The organism is Mesorhizobium sp. NZP2298 (genome assembly GCF_013170825.1).
GTDB lineage: Bacteria > Pseudomonadota > Alphaproteobacteria > Rhizobiales > Rhizobiaceae > Mesorhizobium.
Map to the genome: position 1 here is coordinate 1902962 of NZ_CP033365.1, position 17067 is coordinate 1920028.

At 62.6% G+C, this 17067-nt stretch carries 12 protein-coding genes; 9 read left to right on the top strand and 3 right to left on the bottom strand.

Annotated features, from left to right (window positions below):
• Positions 1-293: 293 nt before the first annotated feature.
• From EB231_RS09230 to mgrA, 7 genes are all read left to right on the top strand, one after another.
• Positions 294-1532 (top strand): ABC transporter substrate-binding protein, encoded by a 1239-nt coding sequence (locus tag EB231_RS09230; RefSeq protein ID WP_172348537.1) that lies wholly within the window; start codon positions 294-296, stop codon positions 1530-1532.
• A gap of 82 nt (positions 1533-1614) precedes the next feature.
• Positions 1615-2508, top strand: a complete 894-nt coding sequence (locus EB231_RS09235; RefSeq protein ID WP_172348538.1) for a carbohydrate ABC transporter permease — start codon at positions 1615-1617, stop codon at positions 2506-2508.
• Positions 2501-3436, top strand: coding sequence for a carbohydrate ABC transporter permease (locus EB231_RS09240; RefSeq protein WP_172348539.1), 936 nt, complete (start codon positions 2501-2503; stop codon positions 3434-3436). Before EB231_RS09235 ends, EB231_RS09240 begins: the two co-directional genes overlap by 8 nt.
• Before the next feature lie 2 nt (positions 3437-3438).
• Complete coding sequence (locus EB231_RS09245) at positions 3439-4542, top strand: ABC transporter ATP-binding protein (RefSeq protein WP_246740900.1); 1104 nt, start codon at positions 3439-3441, stop codon at positions 4540-4542.
• A 51-nt stretch (positions 4543-4593) separates the two neighbouring features.
• Entirely contained in the window at positions 4594-5340 is a 747-nt protein-coding gene (locus EB231_RS09250; protein WP_172348540.1) for a sugar phosphate isomerase/epimerase family protein, read from the top strand.
• A gap of 11 nt (positions 5341-5351) precedes the next feature.
• Entirely contained in the window at positions 5352-6494 is a 1143-nt protein-coding gene (locus EB231_RS09255; protein WP_172348541.1) for a Gfo/Idh/MocA family protein, read from the top strand.
• A 139-nt stretch (positions 6495-6633) separates the two neighbouring features.
• On the top strand, positions 6634-7680 hold the full coding sequence (mgrA, locus tag EB231_RS09260; protein ID WP_172348542.1) for an L-glyceraldehyde 3-phosphate reductase: 1047 nt from the start codon (positions 6634-6636) through the stop codon (positions 7678-7680).
• Positions 7681-7771: 91 nt separating this feature from the next.
• Here the strand turns inward: mgrA and EB231_RS09265 are convergent, their stop codons facing one another.
• A complete protein-coding gene (locus EB231_RS09265) occupies positions 7772-8869 on the bottom strand; it encodes a S1 family serine peptidase (RefSeq protein WP_172348543.1) in 1098 nt (365 codons plus the stop codon).
• A 400-nt stretch (positions 8870-9269) separates the two neighbouring features.
• On the opposite strand from EB231_RS09265, the gene EB231_RS09270 reads away from it, so the two are divergent.
• Both EB231_RS09270 and EB231_RS09275 read left to right on the top strand, forming a co-directional pair.
• On the top strand, positions 9270-10364 hold the full coding sequence (locus tag EB231_RS09270) for a trypsin-like serine peptidase (RefSeq protein ID WP_172348544.1): 1095 nt from the start codon (positions 9270-9272) through the stop codon (positions 10362-10364).
• Between the two features lie 210 nt (positions 10365-10574).
• Entirely contained in the window at positions 10575-12341 is a 1767-nt protein-coding gene (locus tag EB231_RS09275; RefSeq protein WP_246740901.1) for an MORN repeat-containing protein, read from the top strand.
• Positions 12342-12362: 21 nt separating this feature from the next.
• Here EB231_RS09275 and amrB read toward each other — a convergent pair whose 3' ends face one another.
• A complete protein-coding gene (gene amrB / locus EB231_RS09280; protein ID WP_172348546.1) occupies positions 12363-14027 on the bottom strand; it encodes an AmmeMemoRadiSam system protein B in 1665 nt (554 codons plus the stop codon).
• Between the two features lie 59 nt (positions 14028-14086).
• On the bottom strand, positions 14087-17053 hold the full coding sequence (locus EB231_RS09285) for a caspase family protein (protein ID WP_246740902.1): 2967 nt from the start codon (positions 17051-17053) through the stop codon (positions 14087-14089).
• Positions 17054-17067 lie beyond the last annotated feature (14 nt).

A 17067-nucleotide genomic window follows, 5' to 3' on the forward strand; every position in this document is an offset into this window, starting at 1 on the left:
GAAACGTTACAGATTGCCAATCTCGTTGCGCCGATGACGAATTTACGCCCCGTGAAATTCCTTTGAGAATCCAAGGTCAAACGCCATTTTGGCATGCTCCTTGCGATTTTCATGACCTCATTGCCTGTTTTGCGCTGCGATTGCTCATATTGCGACGCACAATGAGGCGGTCGATCGAGGTATTTTATTCGCGACCTGGAAAAATACCTGACGGCTTTACGCCCGGGGTTGCGCCATCCGCGCAATTGCCGTATCGAAAATCTGTAACGTTTCAGATTCTGGGAGGAACCGAAATGCGATACAAATTTCTGACCGCCGCGCTGGCGGCAACGGCCGCGCTACAGTTCGCCGGCCCGGCGGCGGCGACGGACCTGGAAGTCACTCATTGGTGGACTTCCGGTGGCGAGGCGGCGGCGGTCGCCGAACTCGCCAAGGCTTTCGATGCCACGGGCAATCACTGGGTCGACGGCGCGATTGCCGGGTCCGGCGGCACCGCGCGGCCGATCATGATCAGCCGCATCACCGGCGGCGACCCGATGGGCGCCACCCAGTTCAATCACGGACGGCAAGCGGAGGAACTGGTGCAGGCCGGCCTGATGCGCGACCTGACCGATGTCGCCACCAAGGGCAAATGGACCGAGGTCGTGCGGCCGAAGAGCCTGCTCGACAGCTGCACCATCGACGGCAAGATCTACTGCGTGCCGGTCAACATCCATTCCTGGCAGTGGCTGTGGCTGTCCAATGCCGCGTTCGAGAAGGCCGGCGTGCCGGTGCCGAAGGACTGGAATGAGTATGTGGCGGCCGCGCCGGCGCTGGAGAAGGCAGGCATTGTCCCGCTGGCGGTGGGCGGGCAGGCCTGGCAGTCGTCCGGCGCCTTCGACGTGCTGCTTGCCGCGGTCGGCGGCACCGACACCTTCCTCAAGGTCTACAAGGACAAGGACGCCAAGTTCGCGGCCGGTCCGGAAGTCGCCAAGGTGTTCAAAGCGGCCGACGATGCGCGCAAGATGGCCAAGAACACCAATGTGCAGGACTGGAACCAGGCCACCAACATGGTCATCACCGGCAAGGCCGGCGGCCAGATCATGGGCGATTGGGCGCAAGGCGAGTTCCAGGTCGCTGGCAAGACCGCCGGCAAGGACTATACCTGCCTTCCCGGCCTTGGCCTTAACGAGGTCATCGCCACGGGTGGCGATGCCTTCTACTTCCCGTTGCTCAAGGATGGCGACAAGGCCAAGGCGCAGGAAGTGCTGGCCGAGACCTTGCTCGATCCCAAGACCCAGGTCGCCTTCAATCTCAAGAAAGGCTCGCTGCCGGTGCGTGGCGACGTCGACCTCAACGCGGCCAACGATTGCATGAAGAAAGGCCTCGCCATCCTGGCCAAGGGCGCCGTCATCCCCTGGACCGACCAGCTGCTTTCGCAGGACAGCCAGAAGCAGAAGGAGGACCTATTCTCGGAGTTCTTCGCCAAGCCGGAGATGACCGTGGAAGAGGCGCAGAAGCGCTTCGCCGACATCATCGCCACGGCTGACTGACCGCCCGGATCCTCCCAACTCCCGGTCTTGCAGGCGCAGGACCGGGAGTGACCACCTTACCCCCTTCAACGCGGCTGGCGAGATGAGCAAGAGCGAACGCCCGAACCAGCTTTTTCGCAACCTCAATGCGAAGATCGCTTCGATCCCGATGATCCTCACCGCGCTGGTGGTGTTCGTCGGCGGCACGGCGTGGACGGTGCTCTATTCCTTCACCAATTCGAAGTTGCTGCCGCGGCTGAACTTCGTCGGCCTTGACCAGTATTACCGGTTGTGGGCGACGCCGCGCTGGCTGATTTCGATCGAGAATCTTCTGATCTACGGCGTGATCTCGCTGGTGTTCTCGCTGGTGATCGGTTTCATTCTGGCGGCGCTGCTCGACCAGAAGATCCGCTTCGAGGACACGTTTCGCACCATCTTCCTCTATCCCTTCGCGTTGTCCTTCATCGTGACCGGCCTTGTCTGGCAATGGCTGCTCAATCCGGATTTCGGAATCCAGGGCGTGATACGAAGCCTCGGCTGGACGAGCTTCAATTTCGATCCGCTCTACAATTCCAGCATCGTCATCTACGGCATATCGATCGCGGCACTCTGGCAAGGCACCGGGCTCATCATGTGCCTGATGCTGGCCGGCCTGCGCGGCATAGACGAGGATATCTGGAAGGCCGCCCGGGTGGACGGGATACCGATGTGGAAGACCTATCTGTTCATCATCATCCCGATGATGCGGCCGGTCTTCATCACCACGCTGGTCATCATCGCGTCGGGCATCGTCAAGGTCTACGACCTCGTCGTCGCCCAGACCAGTGGCGGGCCGGGCATCGCCTCCGAAGTGCCGGCAAAATATGTCTACGACTACATGTTCTTCGCCCAGAATCTCGGCCAGGGCTTTGCCGCCTCGACCATGATGCTGCTCTCGGTGATGATCGTCATCGTCCCGTGGGCCTATCTCGAATTCGGAGGCAGGAAACGTGTCTGACCATGTCGTTTCCCTGTCCGCGCCGTCCGGCGCCATTCGTGCCGACGCCTCGGGGCCGAGCGGGTCGAAGCCGCGCCACATGTTCTCTCGCCGCAACATCTTTCTCTATGGCACGCTCATTGTCGTGGCGCTCTACTACCTCTTGCCGCTCTATGTGATGGTCGTTACCTCGCTCAAGGGCATGCCGGAAATCCGCCTCGGCAACATCTTTTCGCCGCCGCTCGAGATCACTTTCGAGCCGTGGGTCAAGGCGTGGTCGACGGCATGCACCGGCCTCAATTGCGACGGGCTTTCGCGCGGCTTCTGGAACTCCGTTCGCATCACCGTCCCCTCGGTGATCCTGTCGATCGCGATCGCGTCCGTAAACGGCTACGCCCTGGCCAACTGGCGCTTCAAGGGCGCCGACACCTTCTTCATCATCCTGATCGTCGGCGCCTTCATCCCCTACCAGGTGATGATCTATCCGATCGTCATCATCCTGCGCGAGATCGGGCTCTATGGCAGCCTCAGCGGACTGGTGGTCGTCCACTCGATTTTCGGCATGCCGATCCTGACGCTTCTGTTCCGCAACTATTTCACCTCCATGCCGGAGGAATTGTTCCGGGCGGCGCGTGTCGACGGCGCCGGTTTCTGGGGCATCTACCTGCGCATCATGCTGCCGATGTCGCTGCCGATCTTTGTCGTCGCCGTCATCCTGCAGGTGACAGGCATCTGGAACGACTTCCTGTTCGGCGTCGTCTACACGCGCCCCGACACCTATCCGATGACGGTGCAGCTCAACAACATCGTCAATTCGGTGCAGGGCGTGAAAGAATACAACGTCAACATGGCGGCCACCATCCTGACCGGGCTGGTCCCGCTCGTCATCTACTTCATTTCCGGCAGGCTTTTCGTGCGTGGCATCGCTGCCGGCGCGGTGAAAGGATGAGGATGGCCGAAATCGCAAACCCCAGCGTATCGATCCAGGACCTGTCGCTGAACTATGGCGCGGTGTCGGTTCTGCAGACACTCAATCTCGATATCGCCGAGGGCGAGTTCATCGTGCTTTTGGGCCCCTCCGGCTGCGGTAAGTCGACCTTGCTCAACTGCATTGCCGGGCTGCTCGACATTTCGAAGGGCCGCGTCTTCATCAAGGGCAAGAACGTTACCTGGGAAGAGCCCAAGGATCGCGGCATCGGCATGGTGTTCCAGTCCTATGCGCTCTATCCGCAAATGACGGTGGAGAAGAACCTGTCCTTCGGCCTGCGTGTCGCCGGCGTGCCCAGGGACGAGATCGCCAGGCGCATCACGCGTGCCGCGGAGATCCTGCAGATCGAGCCGCTGCTGCAACGCAAGCCCTCCGCGCTTTCCGGCGGCCAGCGCCAGCGCGTTGCGATCGGGCGGGCACTGGTGCGCGATGTCGACGTCTTCCTGTTCGACGAGCCGCTGTCCAACCTCGATGCCAAGCTGCGCTCGGAACTGCGCGTCGAGATCAAGCTCTTGCACCGCAAATTGCAGAACACCATGATCTACGTCACCCACGACCAGATCGAGGCGATGACGCTTGCCGATCGCATCGCGGTGATGAAGGGCGGCGTCATCCAGCAACTGGATGCGCCGCAAACCATCTACAACCGGCCGGTCAACCGGTTTGTCGCCGGGTTCCTGGGTTCACCGGCGATGAATTTCATCGAGGGTCGACTGGAAGCGGGCGATAGCCCTGCGTTCGCCGCCGATGGCGTTTCGATACGGCTCGACCGATATGAGTTCGACAAGGATGGCGGCAGCGCCGGCAAGCCCTGCGTGTTCGGCATCAGGCCTGAGCACATCGCCTTTGGAGATGCGGCCAAGGCAATGCCATTCACGGCCGAGTCAGCGGTTGAGATCGTCGAGCCGATGGGCTCCGATACACTGGTGTGGACAAAGCTCGGCGGCCGTAATTTTTCCTTCCGCGTCGAGGCGGAAAAGACGCTGCGCACCGGCGATCCGGTCCGGATCGGCTTCGACCCGGCCCGCGCCTCGCTGTTCGACACCCCATCCGGCAACCGCATGTAGCTTCCAGAACCATCCTTCCAAAGACACTCCACAAGCAAACGGACAGAGACGATGAACTGGTCATTCCAACTTTACAGCGCCCGCAATTTCCAACCCTGGGAGGGCGTGCTCGCCACACTCGGCAAGCTCGGCTACACGCAAGTCGAAGGCTTCGGCGGCGTCTATGAAAATCCCAAGACCTTCCGCGCCGAACTCGACAAGAACGGCCTTTCCATGCCGACCGGGCATTTCTCCATCGATGCGCTGGAGAAGGATTTCGACGGCGTGCGCAGGATCGCCGAGGCGCTCGGCATCAAGCTTTTGATCTGCCCCTATCTGGTGGCGGAGGATAGGCCGTCGGATGCCGCCGGCTGGCGCGGCTTCGGCGAGCGCCTGGCCAAGGTTGGCGAGGCGGCCTCGAAGGCCGGTCATGGATTTGCCTGGCACAACCATGATTTCGAGTTCAAGGCACTTCCCGACGGCTCGGTGCCGCAGGATCACATCCTGTCTTCCGCCCCCGGCATCGGCTGGGAGATGGACCTCGCATGGGTGGTGCGCGGCGGCGCCGATCCACTGCCCTGGATCGAAAAGCATGGCAAGCGCATCGTCGCCGTGCATGTGAAGGACATCGCCAGGCCGGGCGAAGGGCTGGATGAGGACGGCTGGTCGGATGTCGGCCACGGCACCATCGACTGGGCCGGTCTGATCAAGCTGCTGCGGGCCAGGAGCGCGGCAGAATACTTTGTCATGGAACAGGACAATCCCAACGACATCGAGCGTTTCGCCCGACGTTCGATCGCAACCGTCAAGAATTACTAGGACCGATCACCATGGCAAAGAAACTGGGTATTGGCGTTATCGGCTGCGGCAACATCTCGAAGGCGTATTTCACGCTGGCCCCGCTGTTTCGCGGCATCGAGATGCGCGCCTGCGCCGACATCAACATGGACGCGGCCAGGGCGCGGGCGAAGGAATTCAAGCTGCGCGCCGAGACCGTCGAGGACCTGCTCAAGGCCGACGACATCGACATCATCGTCAACCTGACGATCCCGGCGGTGCATTACGAGGTGTCGAAACAGGTGCTCGACGCCGGCAAGCACGTCTATTCGGAAAAGCCGTTCGTGCTCTCGCTCAAGGAGGGCCAGGACCTCAAGGCGCGCGCCGAGAAGAAGGGACTGCGCATCGGCTCGGCGCCCGACACTTTCCTCGGTGGCGCGCACCAGCTGGTGCGTGAGCTGATCGATGAGGGGAAACTCGGCAAGATCACCAGCGGTACCTGCCATGTCATGGGCCACGGCATGGAACACTGGCACCCCAATCCGGATTTCTTCTTCCAGCCGGGGGCCGGACCGGTGCTCGATATCGGGCCGTACTACATCACCAATCTGATCCAGCTGATCGGGCCGGTGAAGCAGGTGGCGGCCTTCGCGACGACGCCTGCCAAGGAGCGGACGATTTCATCGAAACCGCGCGCGGGCGAAAAAATCCCGGTCAACACGCCGACCACCATTCATGCCGTTCTGGAATTCGAGAACGGCGCCGTGGTGACGCTCAACACCAGCTGGGACGTCTGGGCTCATGGCCACGCGCCGATGGAGCTCTATGGCGAGACGGGCACGGTGTTCGTGCCGGATCCGAACTTCTTCGGCGGCGACGTGCGCTTCACCGAGGAGGGCAAACCGGTCAAGAAGCTGCCGAAATGGAAGCACCCGCTTGGCGTTCCCAATGAAATGCACGGCCAGGGCATGATGGCCAATTATCGCACATCTGGCCTCGCCGACATGGCGCTGGCGATCGTCGAGGGGCGGCCGCACCGCTGTTCGATGGAACTGGCGCTGCATGCCGTCGATGTCATGACCGGTATCCTGCGTTCCGGCGAGACGGGAAAATTCGTCGCCATGCAGACGACCTGCGAGCGGCCGGCCGCTCTCGGGGTCAAGGCAGCCAAGGAGTTGCTGGCGAAGAAGAAGTAGGCTGCGGAGATTATCGATAATTTTGATCTGTCCCTCTCCCCGTTTTCTTGGGGAGAGGATAAAGGGGTAGGGTGCCGAGCCAGCTTACTGCGATTGTGATGAGGCTGGCCGGTCTGTTCAGATTCGAGGATCTTTCCCCATGCCCTATGTCGCCGCCGAAAATCGCTATGAAAAAATGATCTACAACCGTTGCGGACGGTCCGGTCTCAAGCTGCCTGCGATCTCGCTCGGTCTGTGGCACAATTTCGGCAATGACACGCCGCATCGGACCAAGCAGTCGATCGTGCGCAAGGCGTTCGATCTCGGCATCACCCATTTCGACCTCGCCAACAATTACGGGCCACCGCCCGGCTCGGCCGAGACCGCCTTCGGCGAAATCCTGCGCACCGATTTCGCCGGCTACCGCGACGAGCTGATCATCTCGACCAAGGCAGGCTATGGAATGTGGGCGGGGCCTTACGGCGAATGGGGCGGGCGCAAATACGTGCTGGCCAGTCTCGACCAGAGCCTGAAGCGGATGGGGCTCGACTATGTCGACATCTTCTATTCGCACCGCTTCGATCCCGACACGCCGCTCGAAGAAACCATGGGGGCGCTCGACCATGCGGTGCGCTCAGGCAAGGCGCTCTATGCCGGCATCTCGTCCTACAACTCGCAGCGCACCCGCGAGGCCGCGGACATATTAAGGCAGCTTGGCACGCCCTGCGTCATTCACCAGCCGAGCTATTCGATGCTGAACCGCTGGGTCGAGGAAGACGGGTTGCTCGACACGCTGGAAGGGCTCGGCGTCGGCTCCATCGTGTTCTCGCCGTTGGCCCAAGGCATGCTGACCGACAAATATCTGGGTGGTATCCCCGAGGGCAGCCGCGCCTCGCAGGGCAAGTCGCTGAAGACCGCTTTCATCAACGACAAGACCATCGCCAACATCAAGGCGCTCAACGTCATTGCCGGCAAGCGTGGCCAGACGCTGGCGCAGACGGCGCTGGCCTGGGTGCTGCGCAAGGGCAAGGTCACGTCGGCACTGATCGGCGCCAGCCGACCGGAACAGGTGGAGGACTGCGTCGGCGCGCTGAAGGTGCTCGACTTCAGCGATGCCGAACTGGCTGAGATCGATAGCTACGCGCGCGAATCCGACATCAATCTGTGGGCGGCCTCCGCTGAGCGCAAAGGCCCCGCGAGAAAGTAGGCTCGCCAAGAGATAGGCTCGCCTGGCAAGCCGGCAAACAAAACGGCGGGACATGTCCCGCCGTTTCGACGTGGACGCAAATGGCCGCGCTTCAGGGCGTCGCCGGTTTCTGGGCTGTACCCAGCCCTGCCTTTGGTTTTGCCGGCGCGGGAGCAGGGGTCTTCATCTTCGCCTCGATCCAGCCGCTGTAGTTGGCCAGCCGCGTGTAGATGCCATAGGCGTCCTTGTGGCCGCAGGCCGCGCTGCCGTCGGCCGGGCCTTCGCCCCAGCTGACGACACCGACCTGGACCGGGCCATCGGCGCCGGTCATGAACAGCGGGCCGCCGCTGTCGCCATTGCAGGCATCACGCACGCCACTGGTGGTACCGGCGCAGATCATGTTGCCGGTCAACGGATCGGTCATGTCGGCGGCGATCGCATTGGCGGCGGCATCGATGCCCTTTTCGGAATAGCGCATGCGGTGGGACAGATCGCCAAGTGCCGCCTTCAGGTCATGCGCGTAGATGGCCTTGATGCCGCTGTTGCAGGCACTGTTCGGCTGCAGATCGAGATCGGCGACCATCAGCGTGGTCGGGAACGTTCCATCCTGCATCTTGCCCCAGCCGGTTACGGTGGTCTTGCCGTTGTCGGGGGTCGCCTCGCGGGTTAGCTTGATGGTCGGCGCGTCGGCCGGCTCGGCAAGCCGGAGCAGACCGAGGTCGTTATCGAGCGTCTGCTCGCTGTAACCCTCGTTGACGATGACCTCCACCACTTTGTGGCGCTTGCCTTCGCTGAGGTCGGTGGCACCGGTCAGCACCGTGACCGAGTCCGGCGAGATCGGCTCGCCTTTGTCGTTGAGGCAGTGCGCCGCCGTCAGCACCCATTGCGGCGCGATCAGGCTGCCGCCGCAGAATTGCGCATTGGCCTGCGAGGCCGGGTTCTCGTCCAGCCTGGCGGTGGTGAGCAGCGCGACCTGGAACGGATAGGCGCCCTTTTCGGCCTGGTTGCCGCCATAGACGCGGTCGGCGCCGTCGGGGTTGTCCGCCGCTGCCTTGGCCCTGGCATCGGCCACCCGCTGCATCGGCGAGACGGCCGCTTCCGGCCTCACGGTGCTCTCGTCCGCCCGGACGGTGTTGATGAATGCAACGGCAGCAGCAACGCCAAGCAGCGATGCGGCGGCGATTGGCCCGAACCGATTTGTGATGTGCACCTGAACCTCCTGAGACAATTCTCCCATGCGGCTCGACGCCGGGCATTGTGCAAGGAGGTGTTGCCGGTTCAACGATCCGCACGCGCGCCGCATCGAAACGGTGCGCGACCGGTCACAAAACCGAATCCCACTTTTGCTAACCGTGCCCGCGAGCAGAACCCGCACAAAATCCTATAGCCCCCCACGGGCTACGTGGAAGCGATTTGTCATTGCCAATCTTGGATTATTTTAGGCAGTATATCCGTGCAGAATTTTTTTGGCGGGGGCCTTGAAAATGACAGCCTAGAAGAACGCTCGCAGGGGATGCCGGCGAGCAAACTCATTTTTCGGCGTCACCACGATCTCGACAATATTTCTGTATTTTGATCCAGTCCTTGCTGACTTTTGGGAGAGTCTCACCATGACAAAACTGACAAACCTTATGATAGCGTCCGCATTGCTTTCCACCGCGATGTGGACGGTCCCGGCCTTCGCCGCCGATCCTGGCTCCGCCAGTGCGGGTAATGGCGAAAGCATGCGGGATGTATCTTCAGGAGACTTCAAGGCCGGTCGGGCAAAACCGATCACCACGCCGAAGCTTACCGACGAAGACAGCCGCGCCGCGCCGCTTGCTGACGAGGCGACGGCTGTCAAATCCTATGGCATCGTCGGAAGGTCCGCCGATGGCAAGGAGATCAAGATCGAGCCGAGCGAAGCTCTGCGCGATCTCATCATCAAGGAACTGAACGCGCCGGCCAATGGAGCGGATGGGGTCCAGCGCAAGACCGAAGATCCCGGGCTCGGCGAAGGCGAAGCCGGCCGTCAGGTTTTCGGCCCTGATGATCGCGAGCAGGTCAGGAGCACCAAGACCTATCCGTTCTCGGCAATCGGCTATCTCGAAGCCAAATCGCCGAAGACCGGCAGCTATGGCAGTTGCTCGGCAACGCTGATCGGCCCGCGCACGGTGCTCACCGCGGCGCACTGCCTCTACAGCCATGAGGACAAGGACTGGCTCTCGGAATATCTGTTCGTCCCGGGCCTCAATGGCAGCACTGCAGACGACGCCCCCTTCGGTGCCTTCTCCTATGAAAGCGCCTATGTGCTGCAGGGCTTCATCGACAATTACCAGGGCTATTACGGCTCGGTGATCCCGTGGGACCTGGGCATCATCACGCTGAAGCAGGATGTCGGCACCAACCTTGGCTGGCTTGGCTATGCCAACTATGACGATCTCGGCGACTTCACCGCCAACCTCGTCGGCTACCCCGGCGACAAGCCGATGGGCACGATGTGGAAGACAAGCTGCGAAGTGCATGCCGAGAACATCGCTCCGGAATATTTCCAGTATGACTGCGATACGTTCCCGGGGTCGAGCGGCAGCTCGGTATATGCCTATGACACCAACTCCAAGCAGCGCATCATCACCGGCGTCAACGTGGCGGAAAGCCCCGACGCGAATACCGCCGTGCGCCTGAACGCCGCAAACGTCCAGTGGATCAACAGCCTGTATAAATAACACGCGCTCGCGCAGTCGCGAAAAGAGGCGGCGGATCAAACCCGTCGCCTTTTTTCGTGCCGATCGCTCCGCACGGGCTTCTCTTGCACGAGGCAGGCTCGCCGATTACGCTTGGCTTGCCAAGGGGGCGAGGCATCCAGGGGGTTCAAGGGGATGGCGCGGGCAAGGGCAGTGTTCGGGGTTGTGGCCGCATCGATGCTGGGTGCATTGATGCTTTCGACGGCTTTTGCCGATCCCGCCCCTGTCGGCGGCGCCTGGGCGGAGCGGGTGCAGATCCTCTATCAGGCCGACACACGCTCCGTGCTGCGCAGGACCGTGCGTGTCTGGGACTTCCATCCGGAGAAGAACCTCGACTTCGTCTGGGAGCCGGCGGCAGGCCTGTCGCCCGACCGGACGATAGCCGAAGACGGCACCATCAACGGCAAGGGCAGGTTGGTGTGGCGGGTGCGCGGCTCGGCGAGCTATGACCCGAAGACGGTCTATTCCAGCTATTTCGGCGACGTCAGAAACGGCCGGCCCGAGGGGCAGGGCCGGCTCGACCTGCGCTCGGGCGAGGTGTTCGAGGGGCACTGGTCCGCCGGGGCACTCCACGGGCAGGGCATTCATGTCGATGCCGACGGCAACCGCTATGAGGGCCAATTCATTGGCGGCGTCCCGAATGGCGAGGGCCGGTCGCTGTCGAAAACCGGCGAGATCTTTGCCGGCTCCTTTGTCGATGGATTGAAGAACGGCAAAGGCACCACACGGCTCGCCGGCGGCACGGTCTACACATCGCAGTGGGTGATGGGCAAGGAGGTCGGAGGCTCGCGTCCCGACGTGCTGGCCGATGCCAGGGTCGGCGGCCTGCTCAAGGCGCAGGCGGGTGACGGCGATGCCGACAAGGTCGAGATCGGCGTTGTGGTCGATCAGCGCATGACCCAGCAGGCCGACCTGAAATACCAGCATCTGGTGCGCGACGAGGACATCGCGATCTATCCGGAGGACAACCTCTACAACGATGCCTGGAACGGCACCGGCCAGGTCAAGACCAGCAATGTCTATGACGGTCCGGACTGGGAGAATAGCCCGGCCTTTGCCGAAGTCGACCTTGGCACCAAGGATCAGTCCAGGGTCAAGCTCGACAGTCTGGAAATGAAGGTCGCCGCCAGCGACGCCTATCGCAAGCCGATGCTGTCGATCTCGGAACATTTCGGCTGCATCGGCTTCAGGCCGGATTTCTCGATCATCAACAATGGCTGGGGCGATGCCAGGGACATGAAGATGTCGATCCAGTTCACTACCGTGGACGAGGAGGGCAATCCGACCGGCCAGCCAAGCCGCATGTTCACCAAGGACATCGGCGGTTTCGGCGAGGGCGTCGACGTGTCGATCAAGAGCGTGCTCGACGAGGCCGGCGTCGATACGGCCAGCCTGGAGACGGGGCGTTTTTCCTGTCCCTCGGCCGACAGCCTGAATGTCTGCCGCAGCCAGCTCACCAACAAGGTCAAGTTCGGCGAGGTCGGCGACTATCTCGGCAATTTCAACCAGGCAATGACACTGAACGCGATCGGCAAGTTCGATTATTCCTGGGCCGACGACCAGGGCAATGTCTTCCAGCAGAGCGAGCCCTTCCGTGCCCAGATGACCATGGCGGTCTTCGAGATTCCCGAATCGATGGCCGAATGCGGTGATGGCGGTGGCGGCAACCCCGAAGCGATGCGCTACCAGAACATCGAATTCCCGATCGGCAAGCATGACTACACGATCGCCATGCCGGTGCGCGGCAACAAGAATATCAGCGCCTATACGGCGCGGCTGAAGATGTGGTCGGCGATGTCATCGATCCATCGTTTCAGCATCGCCGCGCATTTTGCCGACGGCAGCGTGCGCGAGAGCAAGCCGGTTACCTTCTTCTATTTCCGGCCGAAGCAGTCGCTGTTCGAGACCAGGACCGAACCGGCGTCGTGCTATCTGCCCCGCCAGATGGGCAGTTGCTAACGTACATACCTTGGTCGGGCGCTACTTTCGGCCCATCTCGAAATAGTTGGGCAGCGGGATCAGGCGGGTGAAGATCGTACCTTGCGCAAAAACCCGCAGTTCCAGCATCGATCCTGACGAGCGTTGCGCGCTCTGGTCGAACAGGAAATTGCCGAGCGAATAGACCTCGGCCACATCGCCGCCGGCAAGCGAGACGACCGCCTCGCTCGACACATGCGGATGGCCGCCGACAATGGCCGAGACGCCGCGCAGGCGCATCTGGTCGGCAAGCATGTCCTCGCGCGGCGACGGTTCTGTCTTGTACTCACGGCCCCAATGAACGAAGGCGACCACCGGACGCTGCGCATTGTCGTGCAGCAGCCGGTCGAGCAAGGCAGGGGTCAAGAGGTCGGTGTTCTTCGAGCCGTTGGTGTCGATGTCGGTGAGGCCGACGAGATCGAGATCGGCAAGCGCCAGCGCTTCTCCCTGGCCGAAATGCGGGATGCCGGCCGCGTCCAGGGCGCGCAGCGTCTCGGCATAGCCTGATGGGCCGAGATCGTAGGCGTGATTGTTGGCGAGGCCGACGCCGGCGACATGCAGCCGCTTCAGCATGCTGGTGGCGAGGTCCTCCGGCATGGCCAGCGTCATGTCGTCGATCGCTTCCGGCACGTTGGGCAGGATGACACCCTCGAGATTGACGATCAGCGGCCGCGATCCTGTCAGCGCCAGGATGCTGTCGACGATCTTGTCGGCAACGGTGTCGCGCAGCAGGATCTTCTTCATGGCGCGGCCGAAATTCACGTCGCCGGCGAGATAGTAGATCCTGTCCTTTGGCCGCGCCGGGTTGTTGAAGCCGGGGCCGAAGGCCCCGAACAGCGCCACCACATAGCTGGTGGTCCGCTCGACATAGTCGGACGTGTGTTCCTGCGAGTTCTCGTTGGCCACAACCAGCGGCTGGGCGCCGAACAATTCGCGCTGCAGCCTGGTCTGGATGTAGAGCGCGCCGACGGAATCGGCATGATCGGGCTGGCGCAATGCCGCGATGCCGTCGAGCGAGCCTGCGGCCAGCATGTTCAGCGTCTGCTGGTCGAAACGCCTGGAATCATGCTGCGGCAGATAGTGTGAGAAGTCGGTGGATTCGACGATCAGCGTGTCCCGGTCGACGATGGCTTTGAGCGCCTCGGCCAGCCTGTCCCAGTCGCCGCGTTTCGCCTTCACCGACATCGCCACCGGCACGATCTTCGCCTCGGGGAAATAGTGATGCAGGAACGGCAGCATGGCGCGCACGCCATGTTCCTTGTCGAACAGGCAGGACTCTTCGACCATGTCGCCATGTGCTTCCAGAATGCGCACCGCATCGCTGTCGGCAGCCACGGGGCCAAGCACGGTGTCGAAGCCGCGCGCCGTGGTGGCGTAGAGCTTGTGCGTCTTGTGGAAATGGTCCGGCGACAGGATGACGATGCGCTTGTAGCGGAAGCCGGACGCGGCCCGGAAACCAAGCGCCACGAGGTCGGCGGCCAGCAGATGATGCGGCACCGTGATGCCGGTCAGCCGCTGGTTGGATGGCTCGACATCGGCGACGTTGGCGATGGCATCCCGGAAGAGCGTCGCGTCGTCGTAGAAAGGCGGAAAGTTCTCTGCGCCGGGTGGGCAGACGACAGGGGCGGCGAAGGTGGGGAGAGGCAGCGTGAGGAGGAATAGCAGCATTGCCGCGATACCGGGCCACGATCGCGCGAGGGGGGTGCCTTGGCGCAGGCCCGACCTCCTCACGGCTCGGCCAACACGATGTTCTCCACGCCGCCGACATAGTAGAACGGCTTCTGCTTCGACGCGGTCAGTCGCACCACCTCGCGCGAAATGAAATCGGCAAGCCCGAACAGCGTCACACCACCATCAGATGTTCTTGCCTTGCCGCGCAGGCCTTCGAGGATCGAATAGGTGAAGACGCCGTGGCCGAGCTCCGGCAGTTCCGCGGCGGTGTTGTTGGCGGCGGTGGCTGAAAAGACAACGATGCGTGCGTCCTGCGCATCCTTTTCCAGGCGGGGGTTGAAGGCGTTGGCGGCGTGGCAGGTGTCGAGCAGCATGAAGCGCATGCCCTTGGCCCGCTCGACCGATTTCTGGATGTCACCCCAGTCGACAAGCGAGGAGCGCTTCCAGCGATCGGCATCCTGTTTGCGGCCGTCGGTCGGGATGAAATAGTAGTCCTCGTCGATGTTGATGCCATGGCCGGCGACGAAGACGATGGTGGTGTCGTGCTCACCGGGCTTGTCGAGGAAATCGGCAAGCTGGTCGTCGATCGTGTGCGAATCCGGCTCCATGATGGTGTCGGCGCTGGCGACCGTGTAGGTCTGCTGGGCCTTGTCGGGGCTCTCGTCGAGCGCCTCGCGATTGACCAGAACCAGCGATTCCATCGACGAGAACAAGGGCGCCGATTTCTGTGCGACCACCTTGAGGAATTCGGTGGCATCGTCGACGGGGTAGCGCAAATCGCAGGCGCGGCCGGAACAGGCATCGGTCAGGAACGGATATTTGTCGACGCCGATGACCGCGACATAAAGCTTGCCCTTGGGCTCGGCCTTCTCGGTCTTTCTCGCCAGCGTCGTCACGCTGCGCTCGGTCAGATAGCCATACTCGTTGGTGCCGGTGATGCGGATGGTGTTTTGGCCATCCTCGACCGGCACCTCGACGATGGTGCTGTTGCCGTCCGCCGAGCGCGTGGTGATGTCGCCGACATTGCGGCTGTTCGACAGGATCGAGAAGCCGGCGACATCGGTGCCGGCTTCCTTGGCGCCTGTTATCTCGACGGCGACGTAACCGTCGCGAACCTTGCTCTGGTCGGTGGCGAGGCGGATGCCGAATTCCGGCGGCTTGCGCTGCAGGAGCTTCCGCAGCTCGTTGTCGACGCCCGGCCGCATCTCCTTCACCGCCTGTTTGGCGCTGCGCAGGATGATGGCGCGGCGCACCATTTCCGGGCTCCAGAGATATTTCTTCAACTGGCCGGCGCGGATGAAGCGGCCTTCATGGTCGCGGCCCTGATTGACCTGCCAGCCGATCAGCTTGTCGCCCTCGTCGGAGGAATAATAGTAGCCCTGCGGCATCCAGGCGATCCATTGCGAGCCGGCAAAGAACATCGACACGATCAGCTCGTGCGTCTTCAGGTTCCACAGCCTCACTGTCTGGTCGGCACTGCCGGTGACCAGGAGGCCGGCCTTCTCCGACGCGACCATGGCATTGATTTCGCCGGTATGGCCGGTGAATTCACCAGTGACCCTGGCGGTCGCGGCCTTGTATTCCAGCAACGTGCCGTCATTGCCGCCGGTGATCAGGCCAAGCCCGTTGTCGATCAGCGTGAAGGCTGAATGGACAAAGCCGTTGGTGGCATCGTTCTCGATCGAGCGCACCATCTTGCCGCCATTGGCGATCTCCAGCACCGCATTCTCCAGCGCGTCCTTGCCGCCCGCCGTGGCGTGCAGCGACCACTGGCCGTCGGCAAGTGCTGCACGGGCAAACGAGCCGGGCTCGATGAGGGGCTGAGGGTCATCGAAGAACCGCTCGGTGGTCGGCAGTTCCAGCCTCTTGTCCAATGCGCCCAGCTGCTCCGGGCAAGCCACGCGCTCGGGGCAGGGGTTGGCATTGCCCCAGGCGATGACGCCGTTTGTCGGATCGACGCCGATCGCGGTCACCGGTTCGCCCAAACCCTGCAGCAAGGCCTTGCGTTCGCCGTTCGCCGGATCCCAGACCTGGATGGCATTGCGGGTGCCGCCGGCGGTCGCCACCAGCGAGCCGTCGGCATTGGCGGCGCTGGCATAGACGCTGCCGTCATGGCCGCTGTAGTCGAGCAGCTTCTCGCCGGTGTCGGTGTTCCAGACGGTGGAGCGGTGCTTGTCGGCACAGCGATAGCCGCAGGATGCGACCAGCCGTGACCCCTTTGCAAAAGTCAGCGAGCCGATGAGGAAATCCTGTTTCGGCATGGCGCGCACCAGCGTGCCGTCGGCGGTGCGCCAAAGCTGGACCTGCCCGTCCTTGCTGCCGGTGGCGAACAGGCTGCCGTCCTGCGAGGCGGCCAGCGCCAGGACGCTGACGTCCCGCAATTGTTCGGCCTCATCAGGCAAGGCAATTTCCTCGCCCTTGGCGACATCCCAGAGCCGGATGCCGTTGTCGGTCGTCGTTGCCGCCAGCCGGGTTCCCGCGGCGCCGAAGGCCAGCTTGTCGATGTGCCAGGAATCGGCATCGAGCTTCCTGTCCAGCGTCCAGCCGTTCGCGGACTTGTCGTCGAGCCGCCAGAGATAGACGATGCCGTCGCCACCACCGGCAGCCAGGGTCTTGCCATCGGGAGAGAAGGCGAGATCATAGGTCGCGTAGTCGGCGGCCTTGAGCACGGCCTTGATCTTGCCGGTGGCGAAGTCGAACAGTCTGATGTCGCCATAGGGCGGCTTGTCACCGAGGCCGGCGCCGAAATAGCCGCCGGCGGCGATCGTCTTGCCGTCCGGCGAGACCGTGACCGCGAAGATCTTGCCGTCGCTGCCACTGCCGAGATAGCCGCGTATGGTGCGTAGCGTCACCCCGCTCTGCCAATCCCAGATGCGGATGGTCTTGTCGTCGGATGCCGAGACGAGATCCTCGCCGTCAGGAGTGAAGGTGAGGTCGGCAATCCGTGCCGTATGGCCTCCGGTATCGAGGTCGAGGTGGAAATCCGGGTCGTCCTCGGCGCGGGCGGCCGGGGCCGTGAGCAACGCTCCAGCCATGG